Origin of the sequence: Massilia sp. AB1 (assembly GCF_018119385.1) — a bacterium.
Taxonomy (GTDB): Bacteria; Pseudomonadota; Gammaproteobacteria; order Burkholderiales; family Burkholderiaceae_D; genus Telluria.
Map to the genome: position 1 here is coordinate 34,344 of NZ_JAGKSG010000006.1, position 21,988 is coordinate 56,331.

The window sequence follows — 21,988 nt, forward strand, 5'->3', positions numbered from 1 at the left end:
AGAAACATGCCATTCAAGACACTTCCTGACATTGACGATTATCATTGCGACGTAGTGCGCCAACTCATTGGATTTCTTAACTGTCATACCCTTGGATGGATAACCTCACCCACTCCCTCGTCGGCCTGGCGCTCGGCGAACTGGTCGAGCGCGCGCTGCCGGCCGAACCCGATCCCATGCGCGGCCGCACCCGGCGCCGCGCCCTCCTCACCACTGGTCTGCTCGCCAGCAATTTCCCCGATCTCGACCTGATCCTCACCCCGCTCCTGGCGCCGCCGCTGGGCTACCTCATGCATCACCGCGGCCATACCCACACCTTGCTCTGGGGCCTGCCCCAGGTGGCGCTGCTGCTCGCCCTGATGTGGCTGCTCAGGCCGCGCGTGCGGCGCCTGCTACTGGAGAGCCGCACGGCGCGGCGCGGACTGATCGCCACCGGCGTGCTGGGGATCGTCCTGCACATGGGGTTCGACGGGCTCAACGTGTATGGCGTGCATCCCTTCCATCCCTTCGATGCGCGCTGGCTGTATGGCGACCTGGTCTTCATCGTCGAACCGGTGTTTTGGACCGCCTTCGGGACGGCGATGGCGATGGTGGCCACCCGGCGCGGGCGCTGGCCGCCCCTGGTCTTGCTGGCCGCGGCATTCGCTGCCTTCGCCTGGATGGGCTTCCTGCAATGGGGTTCGCTGGTTCTGCTGGCCGGGGTCGCGGGTGCGGTCATGCTCGCTGCAAGGCGGAGCGGCACCGCCGCCCTGGTGACGGCGGTGCTGGCCTGTATCGGATTCATCGGCGTGCAGGCGCTGGGCGCGCATCTCGCCCGCGCGCAGATCCGGGCCGAACTGGCCCAGCGCGATCCCGGCGGCCGCGTGCTCGACCTGCCGCTCTCGGCCTTCCCGTCGAATCCGCTGTGCTGGGCCTTCGCCACCGTCAGCGACGACGCAGGTGCGGGAAGCTACGCCGTGCGCGTCGGCGTGCTGAGTCTTGCTCCCGATCTGAATCCGGTGTCGCAGTGTCCGGCGCGTTTCGGTGGCCAGCCTGGCGGCCGGACTACGGCCCTGGCATGGCGGATGGAACACACCGGGAGCCTGGCCGGGCTGCGCGCACTCCAGCGCAACAACTGTCATTTCGACGCCTGGACCCGCTTCGCACGCGTGCCCTCGCTGGCGGGCGGCAATGCCACGGACCTGCGTTTCGGCGAACCGGACCAACCGAATTTTTCGACCCTGCCCTATGCCCGGCTGGCAGGCCAGCCTTGTCCCACGCCTGTGCCAGCCTGGGGACGGCCGCGCGCTGACCTACTTGGACTGGGTGCCGGCTAGACCGGTTGCATATCTAATGCCGGGTCAGGCTCGGGACGCGTATGATCGCAGGGCAGCGATGCTGTCCTGATGAGTTTCTAGCGGGGGGAAGACGATGAATACCGAACTGACGATACTTGGATGGACGCTGGTGCTGGCCCTGGTCCAGATCCTGCTGCCGGCCCTGCTGCGCACCCAGGAGACGGGTGCGGCCTACAACGTGGGCGCGCGCGACGGCGAAGCGCCGCCACCGCGGCCGGTCACGGCCCGCCTGCAGCGCGCCCAGGCCAACCTGTTCGAGACCCTGCCGCTGTTCGCGGCGGCGGTGCTGGTGGCCCACTCGGCGGGTCGTCTTGGCGAGCTCACGCTGTGGGGCAGCTGGCTTTACCTGGCGGGCCGGATCGTCTACGTGCCGCTGTACGCGGCCGGGGTGCCGGTGGTGCGCACCCTGGTGTGGACGCTGTCCCTGGCGGGACTGGGGATGGTGCTGGCGGCGATCCTTATTCCTTGACCGCTTCGACCGGGATGGTGAGGGTCACTTCGTCGCCGACATAAGGCGCGTACTTGCCGGCGTTGAATTCGCTGCGCTTGATCTTGGTGACCGCGTTGGCGCCGCAGGCGTCCTTCTTGAGCATCGGGTGCGTCATGCACTGGAAGGACGTGACGTCAAGGCGCACGGGCTTGGTCACGCCCTTGATGGTCAGGTTGCCGTCGACCGAAGCCAGCTTGTCGCCGTCAAAATTCAGCTTGTTCGACTTGAAGGTGATGGTCGGGTACTTCTTGGTGTCGAAGAAGTCCTCGGCCTGCAGATGGCTGTTGAAGACCGGGAAGCCGGTGTTCACGCTGGTCGTATCGATCACGACGTCCACCGAGCCGCTCTTGGCAGCGCGGTCCAGCACGATCTTGCCGCTGGTCTTGTCGAAGCGGCTCACCTGGTTCGAGTAGCCGAAGTGGCTGTACTCGAAGCGCGGGAAGGTGTGGCTGCCGTCGATCACAAAGGTTTCAGGAGCGGCGGCGGCGCCCAGCGACACACCGGCGGCGACCAGGAAGGCAAACAGTTTCTTCATTCATGACTCCAATTCGTTGAAATGCCGCGTCACCTTGGCGCAACAAGGCCGGCGACGCTGGAAACCATGATTATGCGTCGTTCCGGATGAGTGTTCGCACAACAAATCCGGCAACTATGTTCAAATTATTTGAATGCGCTTCCGGCCCGGCGCCGTCCGTTCACCCAGCAGCGCGGCCCGGGTGACGGGACTGCGCACCTGCTCCAGCCACCACTGCAGGGCCTTGCCCCGCCCGCTGCGGTCGTTGCGCCAGACGCAGTAGAAGGTCAGCCGGTGCTCGGGACGGTCCAGGCGCCGCGCGACCAGGGCGCCGCTCTCCAGGTGGGGACGGGCCACCGGCAGCGGCAGATAGCCCACGCCCAGTCCGCGCAGCTGGGCCTCCAGCTTGGCGCGCGCATCGCTCACGGTGAACACTTCCTGCCCGGCCAGCAGGCCGACGCTCAAGCCGCCGCCGCGCGCGCCGGAATCGGCCAGCACCACCGCCCGGTGGGCGCGCACCGCATCCTCGCCCAGCGGTTCCGGCAGCGCGGCCAGCGGATGCGAGGGGCTGACCGCGAACACGAACTCCATCGTGCCCATGGTTTCGCGCTGCAGCCCGACCCGGTTGCGGGTGTCGAGCGCCACCCCGAGCGCCAGGTCGGCCTGCCCGCTCAGCACCGCATCGAGCGTCCCGGACAGGGTCTCCGAGCGCAGCTTCAGGCGCGTCGGCGCCTCCAGTGCGAAGAAGGCGGCGCACAGTTCCATCATGGTGTCGCGGTCGATCACGCTGTCGACCGCGATGCTGAAATGCGATTCCCAGCCGGTGGCCACGCGCTTGACCCGGTTGGCGATGGCGTCGACTTCGTCCAGCAGGCGTGCGCCCTCGCGCAGCAACTCGGCGCCCGCTTCGGTCAGGCGCGCGCGGCGCGAACTGCGGTCGAACAGCAGCGCGTCCAGCGCTTCTTCGATCACCCGCACGCGGTAGGTCAGCGCGGACGGCACCATGCCGAGCGCGCGCGCGGCGGCCGCGAAGCTGCCATGCTCGGCGATCGCTTCGAGCATGGCCAGGGAGGCGGGTGTGAGGGCGTCGCGGGCGCTTGTCATGGAGGATTGGTTCAAATAGTTTGAATCATGCCAGCGCCCGCCGGTCCCGGCAAGCGCAGCCTGCAGCGGAGTTCCGTGCGCCGTACAGCCACGATTTATGGCAGCCGGCGCCGGAATCGCACGAAATCGCTGGACGCCGGCGCGCGGAGGGCTCATATTAGTCTTATCAGTTCAGCAATTCCCTACCCCATTCGGAGACAAGGAAGAACGGAGGCCTGCCATGGAAGCCGGGTTCCACGCCATCGACAGCGACTGGTGCCGCATCGCGTTCGAGCGCGCTCCGGCGCCGCTCGTCGTATGCGACAGCGCGTCCCTGCACGTGCTGGGAGCCAATGCCTGCGCCGGCGCCACCTATGGCTACACGCCCGAGGAATGGGCGCAAGCCGACCTGCTGGCCCTGTTCGAAGCGCCTGACCACGAGCGTGTCCGGGCCGCCGTGGCGGCCGCCGCGCGCGACGGCGAGGCCCAGCTGCCGGCGCTCACCCACATCGGCAAGGACGGCGCCTGCCTGCATTGCCAGCTGCAGTGCTACCGCCTCAATTGCGACCAGCCGGCGCCGGTGCTGCTGGCCATGCAGGACCATTCCGACGCGGCCGAAGCCGAAGCCAAACTGGCCCATTTGCAGGATGTGCTGATGGTGTCGCAGGAAGTGACGGGGCTGGGCTGCTGCACCATGAACCTGACCACCGCCCGCCTCACCTGGTCGGTCCAGCAATACAAGAACCTGGGCCTGGAGCCGGCCAGCGTGATGCCCTCGATGGAGCGGCTGCTGGCGCCGGTGCATGCCGACGAGCGCCCCGCCTTCGCGCTGGCGATCGAGCGCTGCATCCTGGATGGCCGGCCTTTCGACACCAGCCTGCACCTGACCTGGCCCGACGGCAGCGAGCACGTGCTGCGCGCCAGCGGCCGGCGCATCAGCGGCGACCTGAGCTCGCCCGACTGGTTCGCCTGCGCCACCGTCGACATCACCGAGGAATGCCGCCTGCGCGACCAGCTGCTGCAGACCGAATCCGACCTCCAGCACGCGCAGGAGATCGCCCACATCGGCACCTGGGCGGCCGACCTGCGCACGGGACTGATCGAGACCACTTCCGCCGAGACCTACCGGATCTTCCGCATCGACCCGGGGCGCAACGGCAAGGGCGGGCCGTTCACGCTCGAACAGCTGTTCCGGCGCATCCATCCGGAAGACGTGGCCGCGGTGGCGGCGGCGCGCGAACATACCCTGAAAACGCCGGGCGAGCGCTACGACCACCGCTACCGCATCGTCGAGGGCGACCACGAGGTGCGCTACGTGCATTCGCAGGCCGACGTGGTGCGCGACGAGGACGGCCAGCCGGTGCGCATCGTCGGCATCATCCGCGACGTCACCGACATGACCCGCGCCGAGCAGGAAATCGAGCGCCTGGCCTTCTGCGACGAGCTCACCGGACTGCCGAACCGGGTGGCGATGTGCCGCTACCTGGACACCGCCTTCGGCGAGAGCCGCGGGCTGGAAGAGCCGGTAGCGGTGCTCACGGTGGCGCTGGCGCGCTTCCGCGAGATCAACCTGACCCTCGGCCACCTGAACGGCGACGACCTGCTGCGCGACGTGGCGCGCCGCCTCAAGGCCGAGCTGGGCGAGGACATCCACCTGGCGCGCACCGGCAACGCCCAGTTCATCGCCGTGCTGCGCGGCGTGCGCGCCTACAACGCGGCCGCGGTGGCCGAGGCCATCGCGCGGGTGTTCGACACCACCTTCCTGGTCGCCGGCGTGCGCTACGAGATCAGCGCCCAGGTCGGCATCGCGGTGGCGCCGGGCCACGCGCGCAACCCGACCGACCTGCTGCGCAAGGCCGACGTGGCCGTGTACCAGGCCAGGCAGGGCGGGCGCAAGACCATGATGTACGATCCCGCCCAGGACCCCTACGACCCCCAGCGCCTGGCCCTGCTCGGCCAGTTCCGCAACGCGGTCGCCGAAGGCCAGATCGAGCTGTATTGCCAGCCCAAGGTGGCGATGTCCACCGGCGAAGTGATCGGCGCCGAAGCGCTGGCGCGCTGGCACCATCCGCAACTGGGCATGGTGCCGCCGGGCGAATTCGTGCCCCTGATCGAGTCGACGGAGCTGATCCATGCGCTCACCAACGCCATGCTGCAAGCCTCGGTGCGCCAGTCGCACGCCTGGCGCCAGGAAGGCCTGGCGCTGCCGATCGCGGTCAACCTCTCCACCCGTAACCTGATGAGCGGCACCCTGCCGGGCGACCTGCGCGCCCTGCTCGCCGGCTGGGACGCCGATCCCGCCTGGCTGGGCCTGGAAATCACAGAAAGCAGCCTGATCGTCGATCCGGACGCCACGATCGCCCAGCTCCAGGCCCTCAGCAGCATGGGCTTCCGGCTGTTCATCGACGATTTCGGCACCGGCTATTCCTCGCTCAACTACCTCACCATGCTGCCGGTGGACGTGATCAAGATCGACCACGGCTTCACCACCAACATGCTGCGCGACCGCCGGGCGGGCGCCATCGTCAAGGCCACCATCGACCTGGCCCACGACCTGGGGCTGTCGGTGGTGGCCGAGGGCACCGCCACGCGCGAGATCTGGGACGCGCTGCTCGCCGCCGGCTGCGACGAGGCCCAGGGCTACTACGTGGCGCCGCCCCTGCCGGCCCACGAATTGCCGGGCTGGATGCGCCAGCACGCGCTGCGCTGCGGGCATGCGGGGGCGGCGCACTAGGCTTGGCATCACGGCACGGCCGTACGAACGGCCCTTGCGTGCGCACAAGGCTATACTGCGTTTTTCGCAATCGCGCCGCTGCCGCATGTATGCCCCATGAATATTGATCAGCTTGCCCATACGCCCTGCTATTGCTCATCCCTGCGCCAGGCCTCGCGCTACCTGACCTCGTTCTACGACCAGATGCTGAGCGGCACCGGCCTGCGCATCACCCAGTTTTCGATCCTGGCCAAGCTGCTGCGCGGCACCGCCAATGTCAACCAGCTGGCCAAGGCCATGGTAATGGACCGCACGACCCTGGCGCGCAACCTGCAGCCGCTGGTGCGGGAGGAGCTCGTGGTGATCAGGTCGAGCGAGCAGGACCGGCGCGAGCGGGTCATCGAACTCAGCCAGCGCGGACGCGAGGTGATCACGGCCGCGCGTCCTGCCTGGGAACGGGCGCAGCAGCTGTTCGCCGAACGCTTCGGCGCGACCGAGGCCGAGCGCATGCGCGCCATGATGGGTGCGGTCGTCACCAGCGGCGTGCACGAGCTGCTCGACAAGCCGGCGGCGGACAGCGTGGGAGAGACGGATTGATCCTCGAAGTCGCCGTGCTCGACGTCCGTGCCGGCCAGGAGGCCGATTTCGAGGCCGCCTTCCGCCAGGCTGCTCCCATCATTGCCTCGAACAAGGGCTATCTGTCGCACCAGCTGCAGCGCTGCCTGGAACGGCCCAGCCGCTACATCCTGCTGGTGAACTGGGAAACGCTGGAAGACCACACGATCGGTTTCCGCCAGTCGGCCGGCTACCAGGAGTGGAAGCGGCTGCTGCACCATTTCTACGATCCTTTCCCGACCGTGGAGCACTACACCGCCGTGTAGCGCCTCGCGGCGGCGCTCCCGCACATGGGCGAGCGCTATGTCTGTTTCCGCACCGAACGGCTGCTTGACGCGTCGTATGCTGGGGCTGTGACTCGGCCGAACATGAAGAGCCGGGTCTCGCTGACGACGGCAACAACATGCCGGTGAACGGGATCGACACCATGAACACGCCACCCTCCGCCACCATCGACGCCGCCACGGACAAGGTTCCGGCGGCGCCAGAACGCAGACGCCGGGCGCCGCCCTTGTCGCTCGCTGCATGGAAGCAGTTCGTCAGCGTCGCCAAGCCGTATTGGCTGGGCGATCAGAAGAAGACGGCCTGGTCGCTGTTGCTGCTGCTGATCGTGCTGATGCTGGTCGAGACCAAGCTGGCGGTGATGCTGAACAACCAGGCCGGCGAAATGACTTCTGCGCTGGCGGGCAAGAATGGCGACCGTTTCTGGACGGCAGTGCGCGCCTGCCTGCTCACCCTGGCCTTCGCGGTGCCGGTCTACGCCTTCTACTACTACATGCGCGACCTGTTCGCCAACCAGTGGCGGCGCTGGCTGACCGGCCGTTTCCTCGACGGCTACCTGAAGGGTCGCAAGTATTATGCGCTGGGCGCCGACAGCGAGATCGACAATCCCGACCAGCGCATCAGCGAAGACATCAACACCTTCACCGGCCGGTCGATCCACTTCCTGCTGATCTTCCTCGGCTCGATCATGCAGCTGGTGGCGTTCAGCGCCGTGCTGTGGTCGATCTCGCACCTGCTGGTGGGCGTGCTGGCGGTGTATGCGATCACGGGCACCGTGGTCGCCCTCTATGTGTTCGGCAACCCGCTGATCCACCTGAACTTCTGGCAGCTGCGGCGCGAGGCCGATTTCCGCTTCAGCCTGATGCGCGTGCGCGAGAATGCCGAGTCGATCGCCTTCTATCGCGGCGAGGCCCAGGAACGCGCGCATATCGACAGCAGGTTCGAGACGGTGATCCAGAACTTCGCCAGGCTGATCAGGAAGCAGCGCTCGCTCAACCTGTTCCAGCGCACCTTCAGCCAGCTCACGCTGGTGTTGCCGGGCATGATCCTGGCGGAGCGCGTGCTGTCGGGCGAACTGGAAGTGGGCCGCGCGGTGCAGGCGGCCGGCGCGTTTACCGCCGTGCTCGCGGCGGTCGGCGTCATCGTCGAGAACTTCGAGAGCCTGAGCCGCTTCGTCGCGGGCATCGACCGCCTGCAGGCTTTGTCCAAACTGGTGCTGCCCGAGGGCGCGATCAAGGACGATGGCCAGCAGGCGGGCATCCAGACCAAGCCGGGCAAGCACCTCGCGCTGGAATCGGTGACCTTGCACCCGCCGCGGTCCGATCGCGTGCTCATCAAGGAGCTCAGCCTCAGCCTGAAGCCGGGCGATGCCCTGCTCATCACCGGCGACAGCGGCTGCGGCAAGAGCTCGCTGCTGCGGGCGATTGCCGGCCTGTGGCAGACCGGCAGCGGCACGATTCATCGTCCGCCGCTGGAAGCTTTGTTCTTCCTGCCGCAGAAGCCCTATCTGCAGGCGGGCACCCTGCGCAGCCAGCTCATCTATCCGAGCGCGGAATGCAGCCTGAGCGACGAACAGCTGCTGGACATCCTCGAGCAGGTGCACCTGCCTTGTTTGGCGGAACGCGTGGGCGGACTGGACGCCGTGAACGACTGGGAGAAACTGCTGTCGGTCGGCGAGCAGCAGCGCCTGGCCTTTGGCCGCGTGCTGGTGCAAAAGCCGGGCATCGTGATCCTGGACGAAGCGACCAGCGCGCTCGACAGTGCGAACGAAGCTTCGCTCTACGAACGCCTGCGCGCCAGCGGGGCGACCCTGATCAGCATCGCGCACCGCGCGGCGGTGCTGCGTCACCATACGCATGTGCTGCATTTGACCGGCGAAGGCGGATGGGAAGTGCATGAAGCAAGCAGCTACCAGTTCGATGGACCGATCGACCCATCGCGCGGAAAAATGACGGATACACAGCCGGTGGCGGCCTGATACTGCGCTTCCTACAGGTCGCCAAACCGCTTTTGATAATCCGCGACGTGGCCGGGAAACAGCTCCTCGTAACGTGGATAGGGGATACCGAGGACGCTCACCTCGATATTGCCAGGATCGCCATCCTCGAACTCATGCGACACATCCATGATATTCACCCCTTCACACGGAATGGGCACGCCTTCAGGCGTCCTGGCGCTCAGCGCCAGGCGGGATTGGTCGTGATTTACTTGGCACGCACGCTGGATCTGGCGATAGCCTTCCGCCGGCCTGAAGATGCCAAAGGCGACGCCCATGGGCGCATCGCCATGCTCCAGTGCGGAATGACCGATCAAGCTGTCTTTGGCGAAAATCTCAAACATTGCAATCTCTCCACGGTCTTCATTCATCAGTCGGCGCGAAAGCCTTTTCCCGTCGCAGCCCAGTAGATGCCTCCATACAGGTGATGCCGGAAGACCGGATCTCGGTAAGTCGCCGCCAAATGTCCCAGCCCGGTGTAGAACGCGCGCCCGCCGTCGTAGTCCTGGTACCAGGCCACCGGATGGAAGGCGCCCATGCCCTTCCCTTTCTTGTCGCCCCAGTCGGCCTCCGGCTTGTAGGTCGATTCGTCGACGCTCAGCAGATAGTTCAGCTTCGCACGCGGCGGACCGTATTCATACCATTCGTCGGTCGCCAGCGAACGCGGCGCGAAACGCTCCATGCCAGGGAAGTTGCGCTGCTCCACCTTCAACACTGCCGTCTGCACTTCCGGGTGGATGTGGAACATGTGCCCCACCATCTTCGTGTACCAGGGCCAGCCGTATTCGGTGTCGGCCGCGCTGTGCACGCCCACGTAGCCGCCGCCACGCCGGATGTAGCGCTCGAAGGCGGCCTGCTGCCGGTCGTCCAGCACGTCGCCCGTGGTGAGCAGGAAGACCACCGCCTGGTACTTGGCCAGCTCGGCGTCGTTCATCACGCGGCCGGCGTCGGCGGTCCAGAACACCTCGAAGTCGTGCAGCTTGCCCAGCGCCTGGATCGCGGTGACGCCCTCGTGCACGGCCTCATGGTGCCAGCCGGCGGTCTTGGTAAACAGCAAGACCTTGAACTGGGCGGCCTGGGCGGCCGGCATGGCCAGGATGCCGCACAGCGCGGCGAGTTGGAGCAGCGTTTTCATCGGCATCAGGTGAACAGGAAAAGGACAGGCCACGCTAATGGAATCCTTTCCGGTTGTCAATTCGGTATCGTGTAACGCGGGCTGACAGCGCGCCCGGCAAGGCGTAGAGTGGATGGTGAACGCCATACCTTGATGGAGGCGCACCATGTACAAGACCATCATCGTTCACGTCGACGGCGGCCCGCACCAGGACAGCCGCCTGCGCGCCGCCGCGCTGCTCGCAGCCGGGCACGGCGCCCACCTGGTCGGCAGCGCCGCGACCGGCATCTCGATGGCCAATTTCGCGATCCTCAACAGTTCGATGGCCATGCCGATCTCGAGCGAGGATTACCAGGCGCTGCGCGACGATGTCGCTACCAAGCTCCAGCCCTTCGAAGAGCAGGCCGCGCGGCTGGGTGCGGACTCTGTCGAATCGCGCCTGGTGGATGACAACACCCGCTACGGTCTGCTGCTGCACTCGCGCTACGCCGACCTGGTGGTGCTGAGCCAGGACGATCCGCCCGGCGCTCATACGGGCGGCGCGCGTCACCTGCCCGAGTTCCTGGCCCTGCACGGTCCGCGCCCGGTGCTGGTGGTGCCGGCCGCCTACCGCGGCGCCCCCCTTCCCGGCACGGCCCTGATCGGCTGGGACGGCAGCCTGCAGGCTATCCGCGCCATCCAGGCGGCGCTGCCGCTGCTGCAGGCTGCGCCGCTGGTGCGCCTGGTGCTGGTCAATCCGGAGGCGCTGTCGGAGCTGCATGGCGAGGAGCCGGGCGCGGACATGGCGCTCTACCTGGCGCGCCACGGCGTACAGGTCGAGGTGGTGGTCGAGCGTACCCGCGACACGCCGGGCGACACCCTGATCGCGCTGGCCCACGACACCCGCGCCGGCCTGCTGGTGGCGGGCGCCTACGGCCACAACCGCTACCGCGAATGGGCGCTGGGCGGAGCGACGCAGGCGCTCCTGCGCCGGGCGCCGGTGCCGCTGCTGTGTGCGCACTGAGCCGGCTTCTCCAGAAACTTTGATGCAGCTCAAGTACATCGTCTGAGCAGACAGCGAGACTGCCCTATTCACACCATTCTTCATCCAATCCGGATTGCCATGACCGCCACCCGACTTCCGCCCAGCAGCACGCGCGCCATCTGCGCCGCCATCCGCCATGCACGCAAGCATTTGTGCACCCGCCTCCTGCACGCCGCCTCGGCGCCGGACGAGCGCTTCGTGCGCGAGTTCCCCTCCCTGGTCGCCGCGGTCGAAGCCGGCTTTCGCCACGAGGAGATGGTCATGGAAGCCCTCGCCTACGAAAGCCTGCACGACCACCGGGCCGAGAACGCCACCCTGCTGGCGGCGCTGCACCGCGTGACGCCGCTGGTCGAGGACGGCGACGTCCAGCTCGGCCGCCAGGTGCTGGCGGCCCTGCGCGACGTGCTCTCCCTGCACCGGCTGACCACCGACCTGGCGCTGGCGATGGCGGCCCACCCTGCGCCCCACCGCGTCCGTGTGCGCGGCCCGCGCGCGGCCCTGGTGCATGTGCCGCCGCATCCCCGCCACGCACGCTGACGGTCCCGCCTACTTCAGGCCCGGCCGCCGGCGCCGGATGATCTTGCCAGAGACCATGAACACACCGTCGCCTTTGTAATGCAGGGTCTCCGGATGGCGCGGCACGGCTGCAGCGCGGGCGGCGACCACCTCCCAAATGAAGAAGTTGTACTTGTCGACCAGGCTGTCGTCGTGCAGCCGGCATTCGAACCGGGCATGGCATTCGCGGATCGCCGGCGCCGCCACCCGTTCAGCCTGCTCGGGCGTGAGGCCGAATTCTTCAAATTTGTCGAGCTCGCTCCCCGAGGTCGAGCCTATCTGCAGCACCTGCTCGGTCAGCGCGGTGGTCGGCAGGTTGATCACGCATTCGCCGCTGGCGCGGATCAGGCCGAAGCTGTGGTTGGCCGACGAGATCACGCAGCCGATCAGCGAGGGATCGAATTCCATCACTGTGTGCCATCCCATCACCATGATGTCGCGTTCGCCTCGCCAGGCGGACGACACCAGCACCACAGGCCCCGGTTCCAGGTAGCGCCGCACTTCGTGCAAGGCCATCGCTTGCTTGCCTGCCATCGCTGCTCCTCATCGGACGACGCCGGCATGATGGCATGCGCCAAGAAATTCCGGCGCGCAAGCGCGCGATGCCACTGCATTGTCCCGCGTAGAATCGGCCGGACGCCAACCAACCGGAACCCATCATGCTCGCAGTGCGCATTCACCAGTACGGCAACCGCGACGCGCTGTCGCTCGACGACATTCCCATCCCCGACATCGCTCCGGACGAAGTCCTGGTCAAGGTGGTGGCGGCCTCGGTCAATCCGGTCGACTGGAAAGTGCGCGAAGGCTATTTGGCCCAGATGATTCCCCATCCGCTGCCCCTGACCCTGGGCTGGGACGTGTCCGGCGTGGTGGTGGCCGTGGGCGGCGAGGTCAGCAACTGGCGCGAGGGCGACGCCGTGTTCGCGCGCCCCGACCTGGCGCGCAACGGCACCTATGCCGAGTTCGTGGCCATCCGCGCCAGCGAGTGCGCACGCAAGCCGGCCACGATTTCGCACGTGGAAGCCGCTGCGCTGCCCCTGGCCGGCATCACGGCCTGGGAATCGATGGTCGACACCGCCGCGGTCCAGGCCGGCCAGCGGGTGCTGGTGCACGCCGGCTCGGGCGGCGTCGGCTCACTCGCCATCCAGCTGCTCAAGGACCTGGGCGCGACCGTGATCGCCACCACTTCCGAGCGCAACCGGGCGCTGGTGGAATCGCTGGGTGCGGACCAGGTCGTCGACTACCGCACGGCCCGCTTCACCGATGTGGTCGAGCCGGTCGACGCCGTGTTCGACACCCTGGGCGGCCAGGTGCAGGAGGATTCCTGGCAGGTGCTGAAGCCGGGCGGCATCCAGGTCTCCATTATCAGCCCGCCGGACGCGGACCAGGCCGCCGCGCGCGGTGTGCGCCAGGGATTCGTCTTCATCGGGCCGAATGCGCCGGTGCTGACCCGGCTGGCGGCCATGGTGGACAGCGGCCGCCTGCGTCCTGTGATCGGCGCCGAATTCGCGCTGCGCGACATCGCCGCCGCCCATGCATTGAGCGAAAGCGGACGCGCCGTCGGCAAGATCGTGCTCTACGTGGGCACCCCCTGAACCCCATACCGAAGGGCAAGATCCGATGGATGCCGCTATACTGCGCGAACCATGCGCATCCAGCTCTTTTCCGACCTGCACCTCGAACGCTATCCGGCTTTCCAGCCCGTCATCGCCGCCGGCACCGATGTGGTGATCCTGGCCGGCGACATCGGTTCCTACCAGGCCGGCTCGCGCCTGGAGAGTACCGACTTCGGCCTGGAACGCTTCGCGCCGCAGGATGGCCGCACCGTGCTGTATGTGCCGGGCAACCATGAATTCGACGGGCTCGAGTTCGACGAGACCTATGCCCGCCTGCGCGCCACCTGCGAGCGCCTGGGCATCGTCTGGCTCGACCGCGAAGTGGTCACGCTGGGCCGGGTGCGCTTCATCGGCACCACCCTGTGGGCCGACTTCGACGCCCTCGCCGTGCGCGAGAAGGAATTGACGAAGCAGATGCAGCAGCGCTCCAAGGCCTTTCGCGCCGCCAACTACTACCTCAGCAAGAACACCACGCTCAAGGCCGGCGTGCCGGTGCTGGCCGAGGAGATGCGCGAGATGTCGCTCGATTGCCAGGCCTGGCTGCGCAGCGCGCTGAGCGTCCCCTTCGACGGCGTCACGGTGGCGGTCACGCACTTCGCCCCCAGCCTGGAAAGCGCCGACCCGCGCTACGGCATCACGCCGGGCACCGCCGGTTTCTGCAACGCCATGGACGACATGCTGGCCCTGGCCGACGTCTGGGTCCACGGTCACTTGCACTGCCACAACGACTATGTGGTCACGGGGGACGACAAGGGCCGCGCCTGGTCTTGCCGCGTGGTCGCCAACCCGCTTGGCTACCTCAGCAAGGGCGAACAGGAAGCTTTCCGGCCGGACCTCGTCATCGAGCTCTAATCGGTGTACGCTGTCAATTACGCGAATCGGTTGACAGCGCGACGGGTCGGTTTGATCCACATCAAGCAGGTATTGCCAGGGGCTCGCCATCCTTCGCGGATATAGCAGTCGATTCAGTTGCTCATGTGGGCAAAGGCAATACGATGTCCGTGTTTTTCCCTCATCCGCCGCCGCGATCCGAGCTGCGCAGCGGACCGCGATTCGGCCCATTCGGGCGCCGGCGCCGGCGCGCGCCGCCGCTGACACCGGAGCAGACGCGCCAGCTGAACCTGTGCGCCGACCAGACTGTCGAGCGCCTGCTGCCGGCGCTTGGGCCGGCCCTGGGCGCCTGCGTCCTGATGCTGGGCGTCTGGGATGTGCTGCTCGGCCATCCGCAAGGAGCGCAATTGCTGCTGCTGCGACTGTCGCTGGTCGCGGCCGGGGCCCTGACCTGGTTCAGCACCCGGATTCCCTGGTCCCCCACCTGGCGCTGTGTCGTGCTCTACGCCATCCATACGGCGGCATTGTTCCTTTGCGCCAGCACCTACGAGAACGGCCTGATGCACGGCACGCCGGCACTGGTCGCCTCGATGCTGAGCATCGGGCTGGTCGATCCCCGTCCCTTGCGCTGCCTGCTGGTGCTGGCGACGCCGCTGCTGCTCTATGCCGTACTGGGCGCAGTCGCCCTGCCTGCGCCGATGTGGCTGGCAGGCCTGGCGGCCTGCGGCGCGGCCCTGCTGCTGGCCATGAGCCTGTCGCGCGTGAATGGCTGCCTGCGGCGCGATGTCTGGCTGCGCGAACAGCAATTGCTCGACGCCTGCCGCCACGACAGCCTGAGCGGCGCCCTGTCGCGCGCCTACGTGACCGAACTGGCCGAGCGCGACCTGGCCCTGGCGCTGCGCCACGGACGCCCGCTGGCGGTGGCCATGATCGACATCGACTACTTCAAGGGCGTCAACGACCGCCACGGCCATGCCGCCGGCGACGCCGTGATCCGCGCGCTGGTGTCGACCTGCCTGCGCAGCCTGCGCGGCAGCGACTACATCGGCCGCCTCGGCGGCGAGGAGTTCGTGTGCGTAATGCCCGAGACCCGGGCCGGCGAGGCGCTCGCCTGCGCCGAGCGCATCCGCACCAGTTTCGCCGCCCTGCGCATGAACTCCACCAGCGGACCGATGCGCTGCACGATCAGCATCGGGGTGAGCGTGCTCGACAAGCATGGCGCCTGGGGCGAGCTGCTGCGCGAAGCCGACGTGGCCCTGTACCGGGCCAAGTCTTCTGGCCGCAACCGCACCCTGCTGGCCCCCAGCGCCCTGCACGGCCAGCGCGCCTGAGGGCGCTAGGCCAGGTACTGCCCGCCATTGACGTCGATGGTCGCGCCCGTGATGAAGCCGGCCGCATCGTCCGTCAGGAACACCACCGTGCGTGCGATGTCCGTGGACGTGCCCAGGCGCCCGGCGGGAATGCCGGCCGTGATCGCTTCCAGCACGTCGGGCCGCATGGCCGCCACCATCGGCGTGTCGCAGTAGCCGGGCGCGATGGCGTTGACGGTGACATTGCGCGCCGCATTCTCCAGCGCCAGCGCCTTGGTGAAGCCGAGTATGCCGGCCTTGGCCGCCGCATAATTGCACTGGCCAACCTGGCCCTTGCGTGCATTGATCGAACTGATGTTCACGATGCGGCCGAAGCCGCGCGACCGCATGCCTTCGACCACCGGGCGCGTCATCGCGAACATGGAGCCGAGGTTGGTGTGGATCACGCTCCACCACTGCTCCTCGCTCATCTTGTGGCACATCGCGTCGGCCGTGATGCCGGCGTTGTTCACCAGGATCTCGACCGGTCCCAGCTCGGCCTCGACCCGCGCCGCGCCCTCGCGGCAGGCTGCGGCGTCCGACACGTCCCAGCGGAACACGGGAATGCCGTGTTCCTGCTGGAACTGCCGCGCCTCCGCTTCGTCGACCAGGTAGTTGGCCGCTACCCGGTGTCCGGCATCGCGCAAGGCCAGGGCGATTGCCTTGCCCAGTCCACGCGCTGCCCCAGTCACGATCGCCGTTCTGCCCATGCTTTCTCCCCTCCGGCATCCATGCCGTCGCCCTGCCACTATGGCCGGGCGCGCGGGTGCGCATCTGATCTGCGTCAAAGCTGCAGGACCGACGTTCCGCCGTCGTCGCGGTCAGGCGGCAGCGTCCAGGGCGCCGCGCAAGGCCTCGACATTGGCCGGCTTGGTCAGGTGGACGTCGAAGCCCGCGCGCAGGGCCCGCTCGACGTCCTCCTTCTGGCCGTAGCCGGTCAGCGCCACCAGCCGCACGCCGTCTCCTCCGGGCCGGCCGCGCAGGGCCCGGGCCAGCGCGTAGCCATCCATGTCCGGCAGGCCGATGTCGAGGATGGCGGCGGCCGGCAACTGCCGCCCCGCGGCGCGCAAGGCTTGCGCCGCCGTGTGCGCCACTTCGACCTCGTGGCCCATGTCCTCGAACAGCGCGGCGGTGAGCGCGGCCGCATCCTCGTTGTCGTCCACCACCAGGATACGCCGCCGCGCGCCCTGCCGCTGCTCCAGCACCGCAAGCGGCGCCTCCGCCGGGCGTCCCAGCGGCAGCACGATCTCGAAGCGGCTGCCGAGGCCCGGGCCGTCGCTGTGGGCCGCGACGCTGCCCCCGTGCAGCTCGACGATCTTGCGCACGATCGCCAGGCCCAGCCCCAGGCCGCCGGTGCGGCGCGCCAGCGGCTGCGGCGCCTGGAAGAAAGGTTCGAACACCTGGCCCAGCATGCCCGGCGTCATGCCTACCCCGTTGTCGCTCACCGCGAGCACGGCCTTGCCGTCCTCCTCGCGCAGGCTCACCCGGGTGGCGCTGCTGCCGAAGCGCGCCGCGTTGGACAGCAGGTTGCCCAGCACCTGGGCCAGGCGCGTCTCGTCGCCCTCGACCCAGACCGCCTCCGGCGCCTCCAGCGCGACCGGTTCGCCGGCGCGCTCGGCCACCGCGTGGCGCACCACCTCGGCCAGGTTCAGCGGGCGCGGCTCGATGCGCAGCTTGCCGGAGGTGATGCGCGACACGTCCAGCAGGTCGTCGACCAGGCGCTTCAGATGGTCGACCTGGCGCCGCATGATGGCGCGCTCGCGCTGGGCGGCCGTTTCGCGCCGCAGGTCCATCATGTCGAGCGCGGCCAGGATCGGGCTGAGCGGATTGCGCAGCTCGTGCCCGAGCATGGCCAGGAAGGCGTCCTTGGCCTCGCCCGCATTGCGCGCCTGGTCCAGCGCCTCTTCCTGCCGCGCCAGCGCCTGCTCCAGCGTGGCCAGCAGGCGCGCGCGTTCCCGCTCATGGGCCGCGCGCTGGCCGGCGGCCGCTTCCAGGGCCTGTCCCATCTGGCGGAATTCCTTGATGCGTGAAGGCGGCACCTTGACGACTTCCCCTTCGCCCAGCGCGCTGGCGGCGGCCTGGACGCCGTGGATGGTGCCGACGATGCGGCTGGACAGCCAGGAAGCGATGCCGATGCAGGCGCCGAAGCTGGCCAGGATGCCCGCCACGTAGAGCGCGAAGCGTTCGATGAAGGCATAGCCGCGCGCGGCGTTCGGGGCGCCCAGCGCCACCGACCAGCCGTAGCGGGAGGACGTGGTGTAGGCGGTGAGCACGTCGGCGCCTTCGATGGTGACGGTGCGGCCCACGCGCTCGGGACCGGCGCTGCGCATCAGGGCCTGCAGGCTCTGGCTGGCAGGCTTGCCGACGGTCTTGTCCTGGTTGCGCGAGCGGGCCACCACCAGCCCGCCGGCGTCCATGACCGAGATGACGGAATCGGCCGGGACCTTCTGGCGCGCGATGACGTCGAGGAAGCGGTCGGGCCGGATCACGGCGGTGAGCGCATACAGCTTGCGGCCGGGACCTTCGACCGCGATGCGCACCGGGACGGCCGGACGGCCGCCGCCTCCGCGCGATACGCGTCCCACCACGGGGTGGCGCAGGGTGAACAGGCGGCGCAGGCTGTCCGGGTCGGCGGTCGGCGCCGCCGGCGCGCCGAAGGGCGCCATGGTGCGCAGCAGGGCGACGCCATGATCGTCGGCGAGGATCACGCCGAGCCAGTTCGGCTGGGCCTGGACGCGCGCCAGTTCATGGAAGCCGCGCAGGTCGCCGGCGGCGAATTCCGGGCTGCGCGCCAGCGAGGCCAGCGCGTTGACGGTGCCGTCCAGCTCCGTGTCGACCGCGCTGGACAGGGCGCGCGCATGGTTGAGCATGAGGCGCTCCTGCTCCTGCTCGTGGTAGCGCTCGGCCCCGTGGATGGCCCAGACTCCCAGCAGCGCCAGCGGCAGCAAGCCGATCGCCGTCAGCAAGATCAGCATGTGACGGAGGGACAGGGCGTGCCCTTCATGAGCGCGCATAGGTGAGCCCGGTAGGAAAAATCCTATTATAGAGCCGAACCGCAGCCGGCCCGTCGCCGGCCTAGCGCTCGATCGACAGCGCCAGGGTTTCCTTCAGCTCTTCCATTACCACATAGCTCTTGGACTGGCCGGCGTCGGCCACGTGCAGGATCTCGCCCAGCAGGCGGCGGTACTCGGACATCTCGGGAATGCGCGCCTTGATCAGGTAGTCGAAGTCGCCCGACACCAGGTGGCATTCCAGCACCTCGGGAATGGCGAACATGGCGCGCTTGAAGCGGTCGAAGGCCTTCTCGGATTTCTGGTGCAGGGTGATCTCGACGAAGACCAGGATCTGCAGGCCCAGCGCCTGGGGATTCACGCGGGCGTGGTAGCCGCTGATCACGCCGTCGCGCTCCATGCGCTTGACGCGCTCGATGCAGGGCGTGAGCGAAAGCCCGACCTGCTCCGCCAGGTCCTTCATCACGATCCGGCCGTCCTGCTGCAGGATGGCCAGGATGTGCAGGTCGATGCGGTCCAGGACCCGGCTCGAGGCTTTTTGCACGCGCATGACTTTTTCCTAAAAACGAGTGTATTAACAGAAACAATTATGGCAGCACCAGCGCTACCATGGCAACCTTTACTGAATCTTTGTCTCTTCTTCGAGGGAAGCTATGCGAGTCATCGTGCTGGGCAGCGGCGTGGTCGGCGTCACCACCGCGTACTATTTGGCGAAAGCCGGTCATGCAGTCACCGTCATCGACCGTCAACCCGGCCCTGCGCTGGAAACCAGTTTCGCCAACGCCGGCCAGATCTCGCCCGGCTATGCCTCTCCCTGGGCGGCCCCGGGCATCCCGCTGAAGGCGGCCAAGTGGCTGTTCCAGCGCCATGCGCCGCTGGCCATCCGCCCGGACGGCAGCCTGTTCCAGCTGTCCTGGATGTGGCAGATGTACCGCAACTGCTCCGCCGACCGCTACGCCGTCAACAAGGAGCGCATGGTCCGCCTGGCCGAGTACAGCCGCGATTGCATGCGCGCGCTGCGCCAGGAAACCGGCATCGAGTACGAAGGCCGCCAGCAAGGCACCCTGCAGCTGTTCCGCACCCAGGCCCAGTTCGACGCGGCCGGCAAGGACATCGAAGTGCTCAGGCAGGCCGGCGTGGCCTATGAGCTGCTCACCAGCGAACAGCTGGCCCAGGCCGAACCGGCCCTGGCCCACGTACGCGAAAAGCTGGTCGGCGGCCTGCGCCTCCCGAACGACGAGACCGGCGACTGCCAGATGTTCACGACCCGGCTGGCCGAGATGGCGCGCGCCCTGGGCGTGCAGTTCGAATACGGCGTCAGCATCCGGAGCCTGGTCGAGACCGGCGGCCAGGTCAGCGCCGTGGTCACCGACAAGGGCACCTTCAGCGCCGACCGCTACGTGCTGGCGCTGGGCAGCTACTCGCGCCTGCTGCTGCAGCGCTGGTTCCCGCTGCCGGTCTATCCGCTCAAGGGCTATTCGATCACCGTGCCGATCACGGACGCCAGCCGCGCCCCGGTGTCGACCATCCTCGACGAGACCTACAAGATCGCCGTCACCCGCTTCGACGACCGCATCCGCGTGGGCGGCATGGCCGAAATCGCCGGCTACAGCAAGGCGCTCAACCCGCGCCGCCGCGAAACCCTGGAACTGGTGGTCAACGACCTGTTCCCGGGCGGCGGCGACACCAGCCAGGCCAGCTTCTGGACCGGCCTGCGCCCGATGACTCCGGACAGCACCCCGGTGGTGGGCGCGACCCCGCTGGGCAACCTGTTCGTCAACACCGGCCACGGCACCCTGGGCTGGACCATGGCCTGCGGTTCGGCCAGCGTGATCGCCGACCTGGTGGGCGGCAAGTCGCCGGCCATCCGCGCCGACGACCTGGCCGTGTTCCGCTACGCCGGCACCCCGAACGGCTATCCGCAAGGCGAACTGGCCCAGGCATGAACCGCGACTCGACGACCATGCGCGCCGCCAGCGAGCTGGCGCGCGCCGGCGCGATCCTGACGGTCGACCTGGCGGCCATCCGCGCCAACTACCGGCTGCTGGCGGCGCAGGCGCCCTCCTCCACTTGCGCCGCCGTGATGAAGGCCGACGCCTATGGCCTGGGCATGGAACAGGTGGCCCCGGCCCTGGCCGAGGAAGGCTGCAAGGTGTTCTTCACCGCCCACGTGGCCGAAGGCATGCGCCTGCGCCAGCTGGTGCCGGACGGCTGCACGATCTACGTGCTGCACGGCCCGCCCGCCGGCACCGCGCCCGATTTCTACCAGTACGACCTGGTGCCGGTGCTGAACGATCCGGGCCAGCTGCGGGAATGGCGCGCCAGCGCCCGGCAGCTCGGGCGGCGCCTGCCGGCCGCGATCCAGGTCGACACCGGCATGTCGCGCATGGGCCTGGCGCCCGCCGACCTGGCAGCGCTGTCGCTTGAACCCGACTGGCTGTCCGGCCTGGACGTCCGGCTGGTGATGAGCCACCTGGCCTGCGCCGACGAGCCGGACCACCCGCTCAACGAGCGCCAGCGCCTGCGCTTCGAGCAGGTGCGCGAACGCTTCCCGGGCGTGCCGGCCAGCCTGGCCAATTCCTCGGGCGTGTTCCTGGGCAGCGCCTACCACTACGAGCTGCTGCGCCCGGGCGCGGCCCTGTACGGCATCAATCCGCATCCGGGCAAGCCCAATCCGCTGCGCCAATCGGTGTCATTGGCGGCGCGCATCGTCCAGGTGCGCAGCATCGCGGACGGCGACGTCGTCGGCTACGGCGCGCGCTACGTGGCCCAGGGCACGCGCCGCATCGCCACCATCGCGATCGGCTATGCCGACGGCTGGCTGCGCGCCCTCACCGGCCAGTCACAGGCCTTCGTGGACGGCGTGGCCGTGCCCTTCGCCGGCACGGTGTCGATGGATTCGATCACCCTCGACGTCACCGGCCTGTCGGAAGCCCGCGTGGCGCCGGGCCAGCTGGTCGAGCTGCTGTGCGAGCAGCAGCCGGTGGACGCCGTCGCTACCCAGGCCGGCACCATCGGCTACGAGCTGCTGACCCGCCTGGGCCGCCGCTTCCACCGCAACTACACAGCCTGAGTCACCAGGGCAGCGGGATCTCCCTGCCCTCGGCATCCACCACCGGCACCGGCGAGCCCGACAGAATCCCATAGAGGGTCAGCGGCTCGCCGCCGGTATTCACGATCTGATGCAATTCGTTGGGCTGGCACAGCAGCACCGTGCCGGCCGCGCATGGCGTCTCGGTTCCCGCGTGGTGCATAATTCCCTCACCCCCGGTAAAAACGACCACTTCCTCGCAGTCGTGGCGGTGCAGCGGGGTCGCGCTGCCCGGCGCGAGCGTCTGCTGCCAGACTTCGAATGCCTGGATACCGCCCGCCTGCGAGGCGAGGGTCTGGTGCCGGATGCCGGGCAGTGCGAACACCGGGATCGAATCGACGTGGCGGACTTGCATGGGCTGCTCCTT

General features: G+C 68.2%; 22 protein-coding genes. 13 read left to right on the forward strand and 9 right to left on the reverse strand.

Features of this window, described 5'->3' with window-relative positions:
* The first annotated feature begins 95 nt into the window (after window positions 1-95).
* Complete coding sequence (locus J8847_RS05375) at window positions 96-1,316, forward strand: metal-dependent hydrolase (RefSeq protein WP_211523656.1); 1,221 nt, start codon at window positions 96-98, stop codon at window positions 1,314-1,316.
* Window positions 1,317-1,410: 94 nt separating this feature from the next.
* Window positions 1,411-1,806, forward strand: a complete 396-nt coding sequence (locus J8847_RS05380) for an MAPEG family protein (protein ID WP_211523657.1) — start codon at window positions 1,411-1,413, stop codon at window positions 1,804-1,806.
* Here the strand turns inward: J8847_RS05380 and J8847_RS05385 are convergent.
* On the reverse strand, window positions 1,796-2,362 hold the full coding sequence (locus tag J8847_RS05385) for a YceI family protein (RefSeq protein WP_211523658.1): 567 nt from the start codon (window positions 2,360-2,362) through the stop codon (window positions 1,796-1,798). The two genes, J8847_RS05380 and J8847_RS05385, sit on opposite strands and share 11 nt — an antisense overlap.
* Window positions 2,363-2,482: 120 nt before the next feature.
* Window positions 2,483-3,445 carry a LysR family transcriptional regulator gene (locus tag J8847_RS05390; protein WP_211523659.1) on the reverse strand — a complete coding sequence of 321 codons (963 nt, stop codon included), beginning with the start codon at window positions 3,443-3,445 and terminating at the stop codon, window positions 2,483-2,485.
* A 220-nt stretch (window positions 3,446-3,665) separates the two neighbouring features.
* On the opposite strand from J8847_RS05390, the gene J8847_RS05395 reads away from it, so the two are divergent.
* The 4 genes from J8847_RS05395 to J8847_RS05410 all read left to right on the forward strand — a co-directional run bounded on the left by J8847_RS05395 (window position 3,666) and on the right by J8847_RS05410 (window position 9,012).
* Window positions 3,666-6,158 (forward strand): GGDEF domain-containing phosphodiesterase, encoded by a 2,493-nt coding sequence (locus J8847_RS05395; protein ID WP_211523660.1) that lies wholly within the window; start codon window positions 3,666-3,668, stop codon window positions 6,156-6,158.
* 96 nt (window positions 6,159-6,254) lie between these two features.
* A complete protein-coding gene (locus J8847_RS05400) occupies window positions 6,255-6,734 on the forward strand; it encodes a MarR family winged helix-turn-helix transcriptional regulator (RefSeq protein ID WP_211523661.1) in 480 nt (159 codons plus the stop codon).
* A complete protein-coding gene (locus tag J8847_RS05405; RefSeq protein WP_211523662.1) occupies window positions 6,731-7,018 on the forward strand; it encodes an antibiotic biosynthesis monooxygenase in 288 nt (95 codons plus the stop codon). The genes J8847_RS05400 and J8847_RS05405 overlap by 4 nt, the downstream gene beginning before the upstream one ends.
* A 161-nt stretch (window positions 7,019-7,179) precedes the next feature.
* Window positions 7,180-9,012, forward strand: a complete 1,833-nt coding sequence (locus J8847_RS05410; RefSeq protein ID WP_211523663.1) for an ABC transporter ATP-binding protein/permease — start codon at window positions 7,180-7,182, stop codon at window positions 9,010-9,012.
* Between the two features lie 11 nt (window positions 9,013-9,023).
* Here J8847_RS05410 and J8847_RS05415 read toward each other — a convergent pair whose 3' ends face one another.
* The gene (locus J8847_RS05415) at window positions 9,024-9,374 is read right to left on the reverse strand and encodes a hypothetical protein (protein ID WP_211523664.1); all 351 of its coding nucleotides are present in this window, start codon (window positions 9,372-9,374) and stop codon (window positions 9,024-9,026) included.
* 26 nt (window positions 9,375-9,400) lie between these two features.
* Window positions 9,401-10,165 (reverse strand): ThuA domain-containing protein, encoded by a 765-nt coding sequence (locus J8847_RS05420; protein WP_211523665.1) that lies wholly within the window; start codon window positions 10,163-10,165, stop codon window positions 9,401-9,403.
* Window positions 10,166-10,310: 145 nt separating this feature from the next.
* Here J8847_RS05420 and J8847_RS05425 point away from each other — a divergent pair, with 145 nt between their 5' ends.
* Together J8847_RS05425 and J8847_RS05430 are read left to right on the forward strand one after the other, a co-directional pair.
* Complete coding sequence (locus tag J8847_RS05425) at window positions 10,311-11,147, forward strand: universal stress protein (protein ID WP_211523666.1); 837 nt, start codon at window positions 10,311-10,313, stop codon at window positions 11,145-11,147.
* Window positions 11,148-11,246: 99 nt separating this feature from the next.
* Window positions 11,247-11,705: a hemerythrin family protein gene (locus tag J8847_RS05430; protein WP_211523667.1), complete on the forward strand. Its 459-nt coding sequence runs from the start codon at window positions 11,247-11,249 to the stop codon at window positions 11,703-11,705.
* 9 nt (window positions 11,706-11,714) lie between these two features.
* On the opposite strand, the gene J8847_RS05435 is transcribed toward J8847_RS05430, so the two are convergent.
* A complete protein-coding gene (locus J8847_RS05435; RefSeq protein ID WP_211523668.1) occupies window positions 11,715-12,257 on the reverse strand; it encodes a flavin reductase family protein in 543 nt (180 codons plus the stop codon).
* Window positions 12,258-12,382: 125 nt separating this feature from the next.
* Here J8847_RS05435 and J8847_RS05440 point away from each other — a divergent pair, with 125 nt between their 5' ends.
* The 3 genes from J8847_RS05440 to J8847_RS05450 all read left to right on the forward strand — a co-directional run bounded on the left by J8847_RS05440 (window position 12,383) and on the right by J8847_RS05450 (window position 15,501).
* Entirely contained in the window at window positions 12,383-13,318 is a 936-nt protein-coding gene (locus J8847_RS05440) for an NADP-dependent oxidoreductase (protein WP_211523669.1), read from the forward strand.
* Between the two features lie 51 nt (window positions 13,319-13,369).
* A complete protein-coding gene (locus J8847_RS05445) occupies window positions 13,370-14,191 on the forward strand; it encodes a metallophosphoesterase (protein ID WP_211523670.1) in 822 nt (273 codons plus the stop codon).
* A 143-nt stretch (window positions 14,192-14,334) separates the two neighbouring features.
* Window positions 14,335-15,501, forward strand: a complete 1,167-nt coding sequence (locus tag J8847_RS05450) for a diguanylate cyclase (protein ID WP_211523671.1) — start codon at window positions 14,335-14,337, stop codon at window positions 15,499-15,501.
* A gap of 5 nt (window positions 15,502-15,506) precedes the next feature.
* Here J8847_RS05450 and phbB read toward each other — a convergent pair whose 3' ends face one another.
* The 3 genes from phbB to J8847_RS05465 all read right to left on the reverse strand — a co-directional run bounded on the left by phbB (window position 15,507) and on the right by J8847_RS05465 (window position 19,080).
* Window positions 15,507-16,229, reverse strand: a complete 723-nt coding sequence (phbB, locus tag J8847_RS05455) for an acetoacetyl-CoA reductase (protein ID WP_211523672.1) — start codon at window positions 16,227-16,229, stop codon at window positions 15,507-15,509.
* Between the two features lie 111 nt (window positions 16,230-16,340).
* Window positions 16,341-18,494, reverse strand: coding sequence for an ATP-binding protein (locus tag J8847_RS05460; protein WP_229512528.1), 2,154 nt, complete (start codon window positions 18,492-18,494; stop codon window positions 16,341-16,343).
* A 100-nt stretch (window positions 18,495-18,594) separates the two neighbouring features.
* Window positions 18,595-19,080 (reverse strand): winged helix-turn-helix transcriptional regulator, encoded by a 486-nt coding sequence (locus tag J8847_RS05465; protein ID WP_211523674.1) that lies wholly within the window; start codon window positions 19,078-19,080, stop codon window positions 18,595-18,597.
* Between the two features lie 103 nt (window positions 19,081-19,183).
* On the opposite strand from J8847_RS05465, the gene J8847_RS05470 reads away from it, so the two are divergent.
* Window positions 19,184-20,476 (forward strand): D-amino acid dehydrogenase, encoded by a 1,293-nt coding sequence (locus J8847_RS05470; protein ID WP_211523675.1) that lies wholly within the window; start codon window positions 19,184-19,186, stop codon window positions 20,474-20,476.
* Window positions 20,473-21,603 (forward strand): alanine racemase, encoded by a 1,131-nt coding sequence (gene alr, locus J8847_RS05475; RefSeq protein ID WP_229429518.1) that lies wholly within the window; start codon window positions 20,473-20,475, stop codon window positions 21,601-21,603. The genes J8847_RS05470 and alr overlap by 4 nt, the downstream gene beginning before the upstream one ends.
* Window position 21,604: 1 nt before the next feature.
* On the opposite strand, the gene J8847_RS05480 is transcribed toward alr, so the two are convergent.
* Entirely contained in the window at window positions 21,605-21,976 is a 372-nt protein-coding gene (locus J8847_RS05480) for a cupin domain-containing protein (RefSeq protein WP_211523676.1), read from the reverse strand.
* Window positions 21,977-21,988 lie beyond the last annotated feature (12 nt).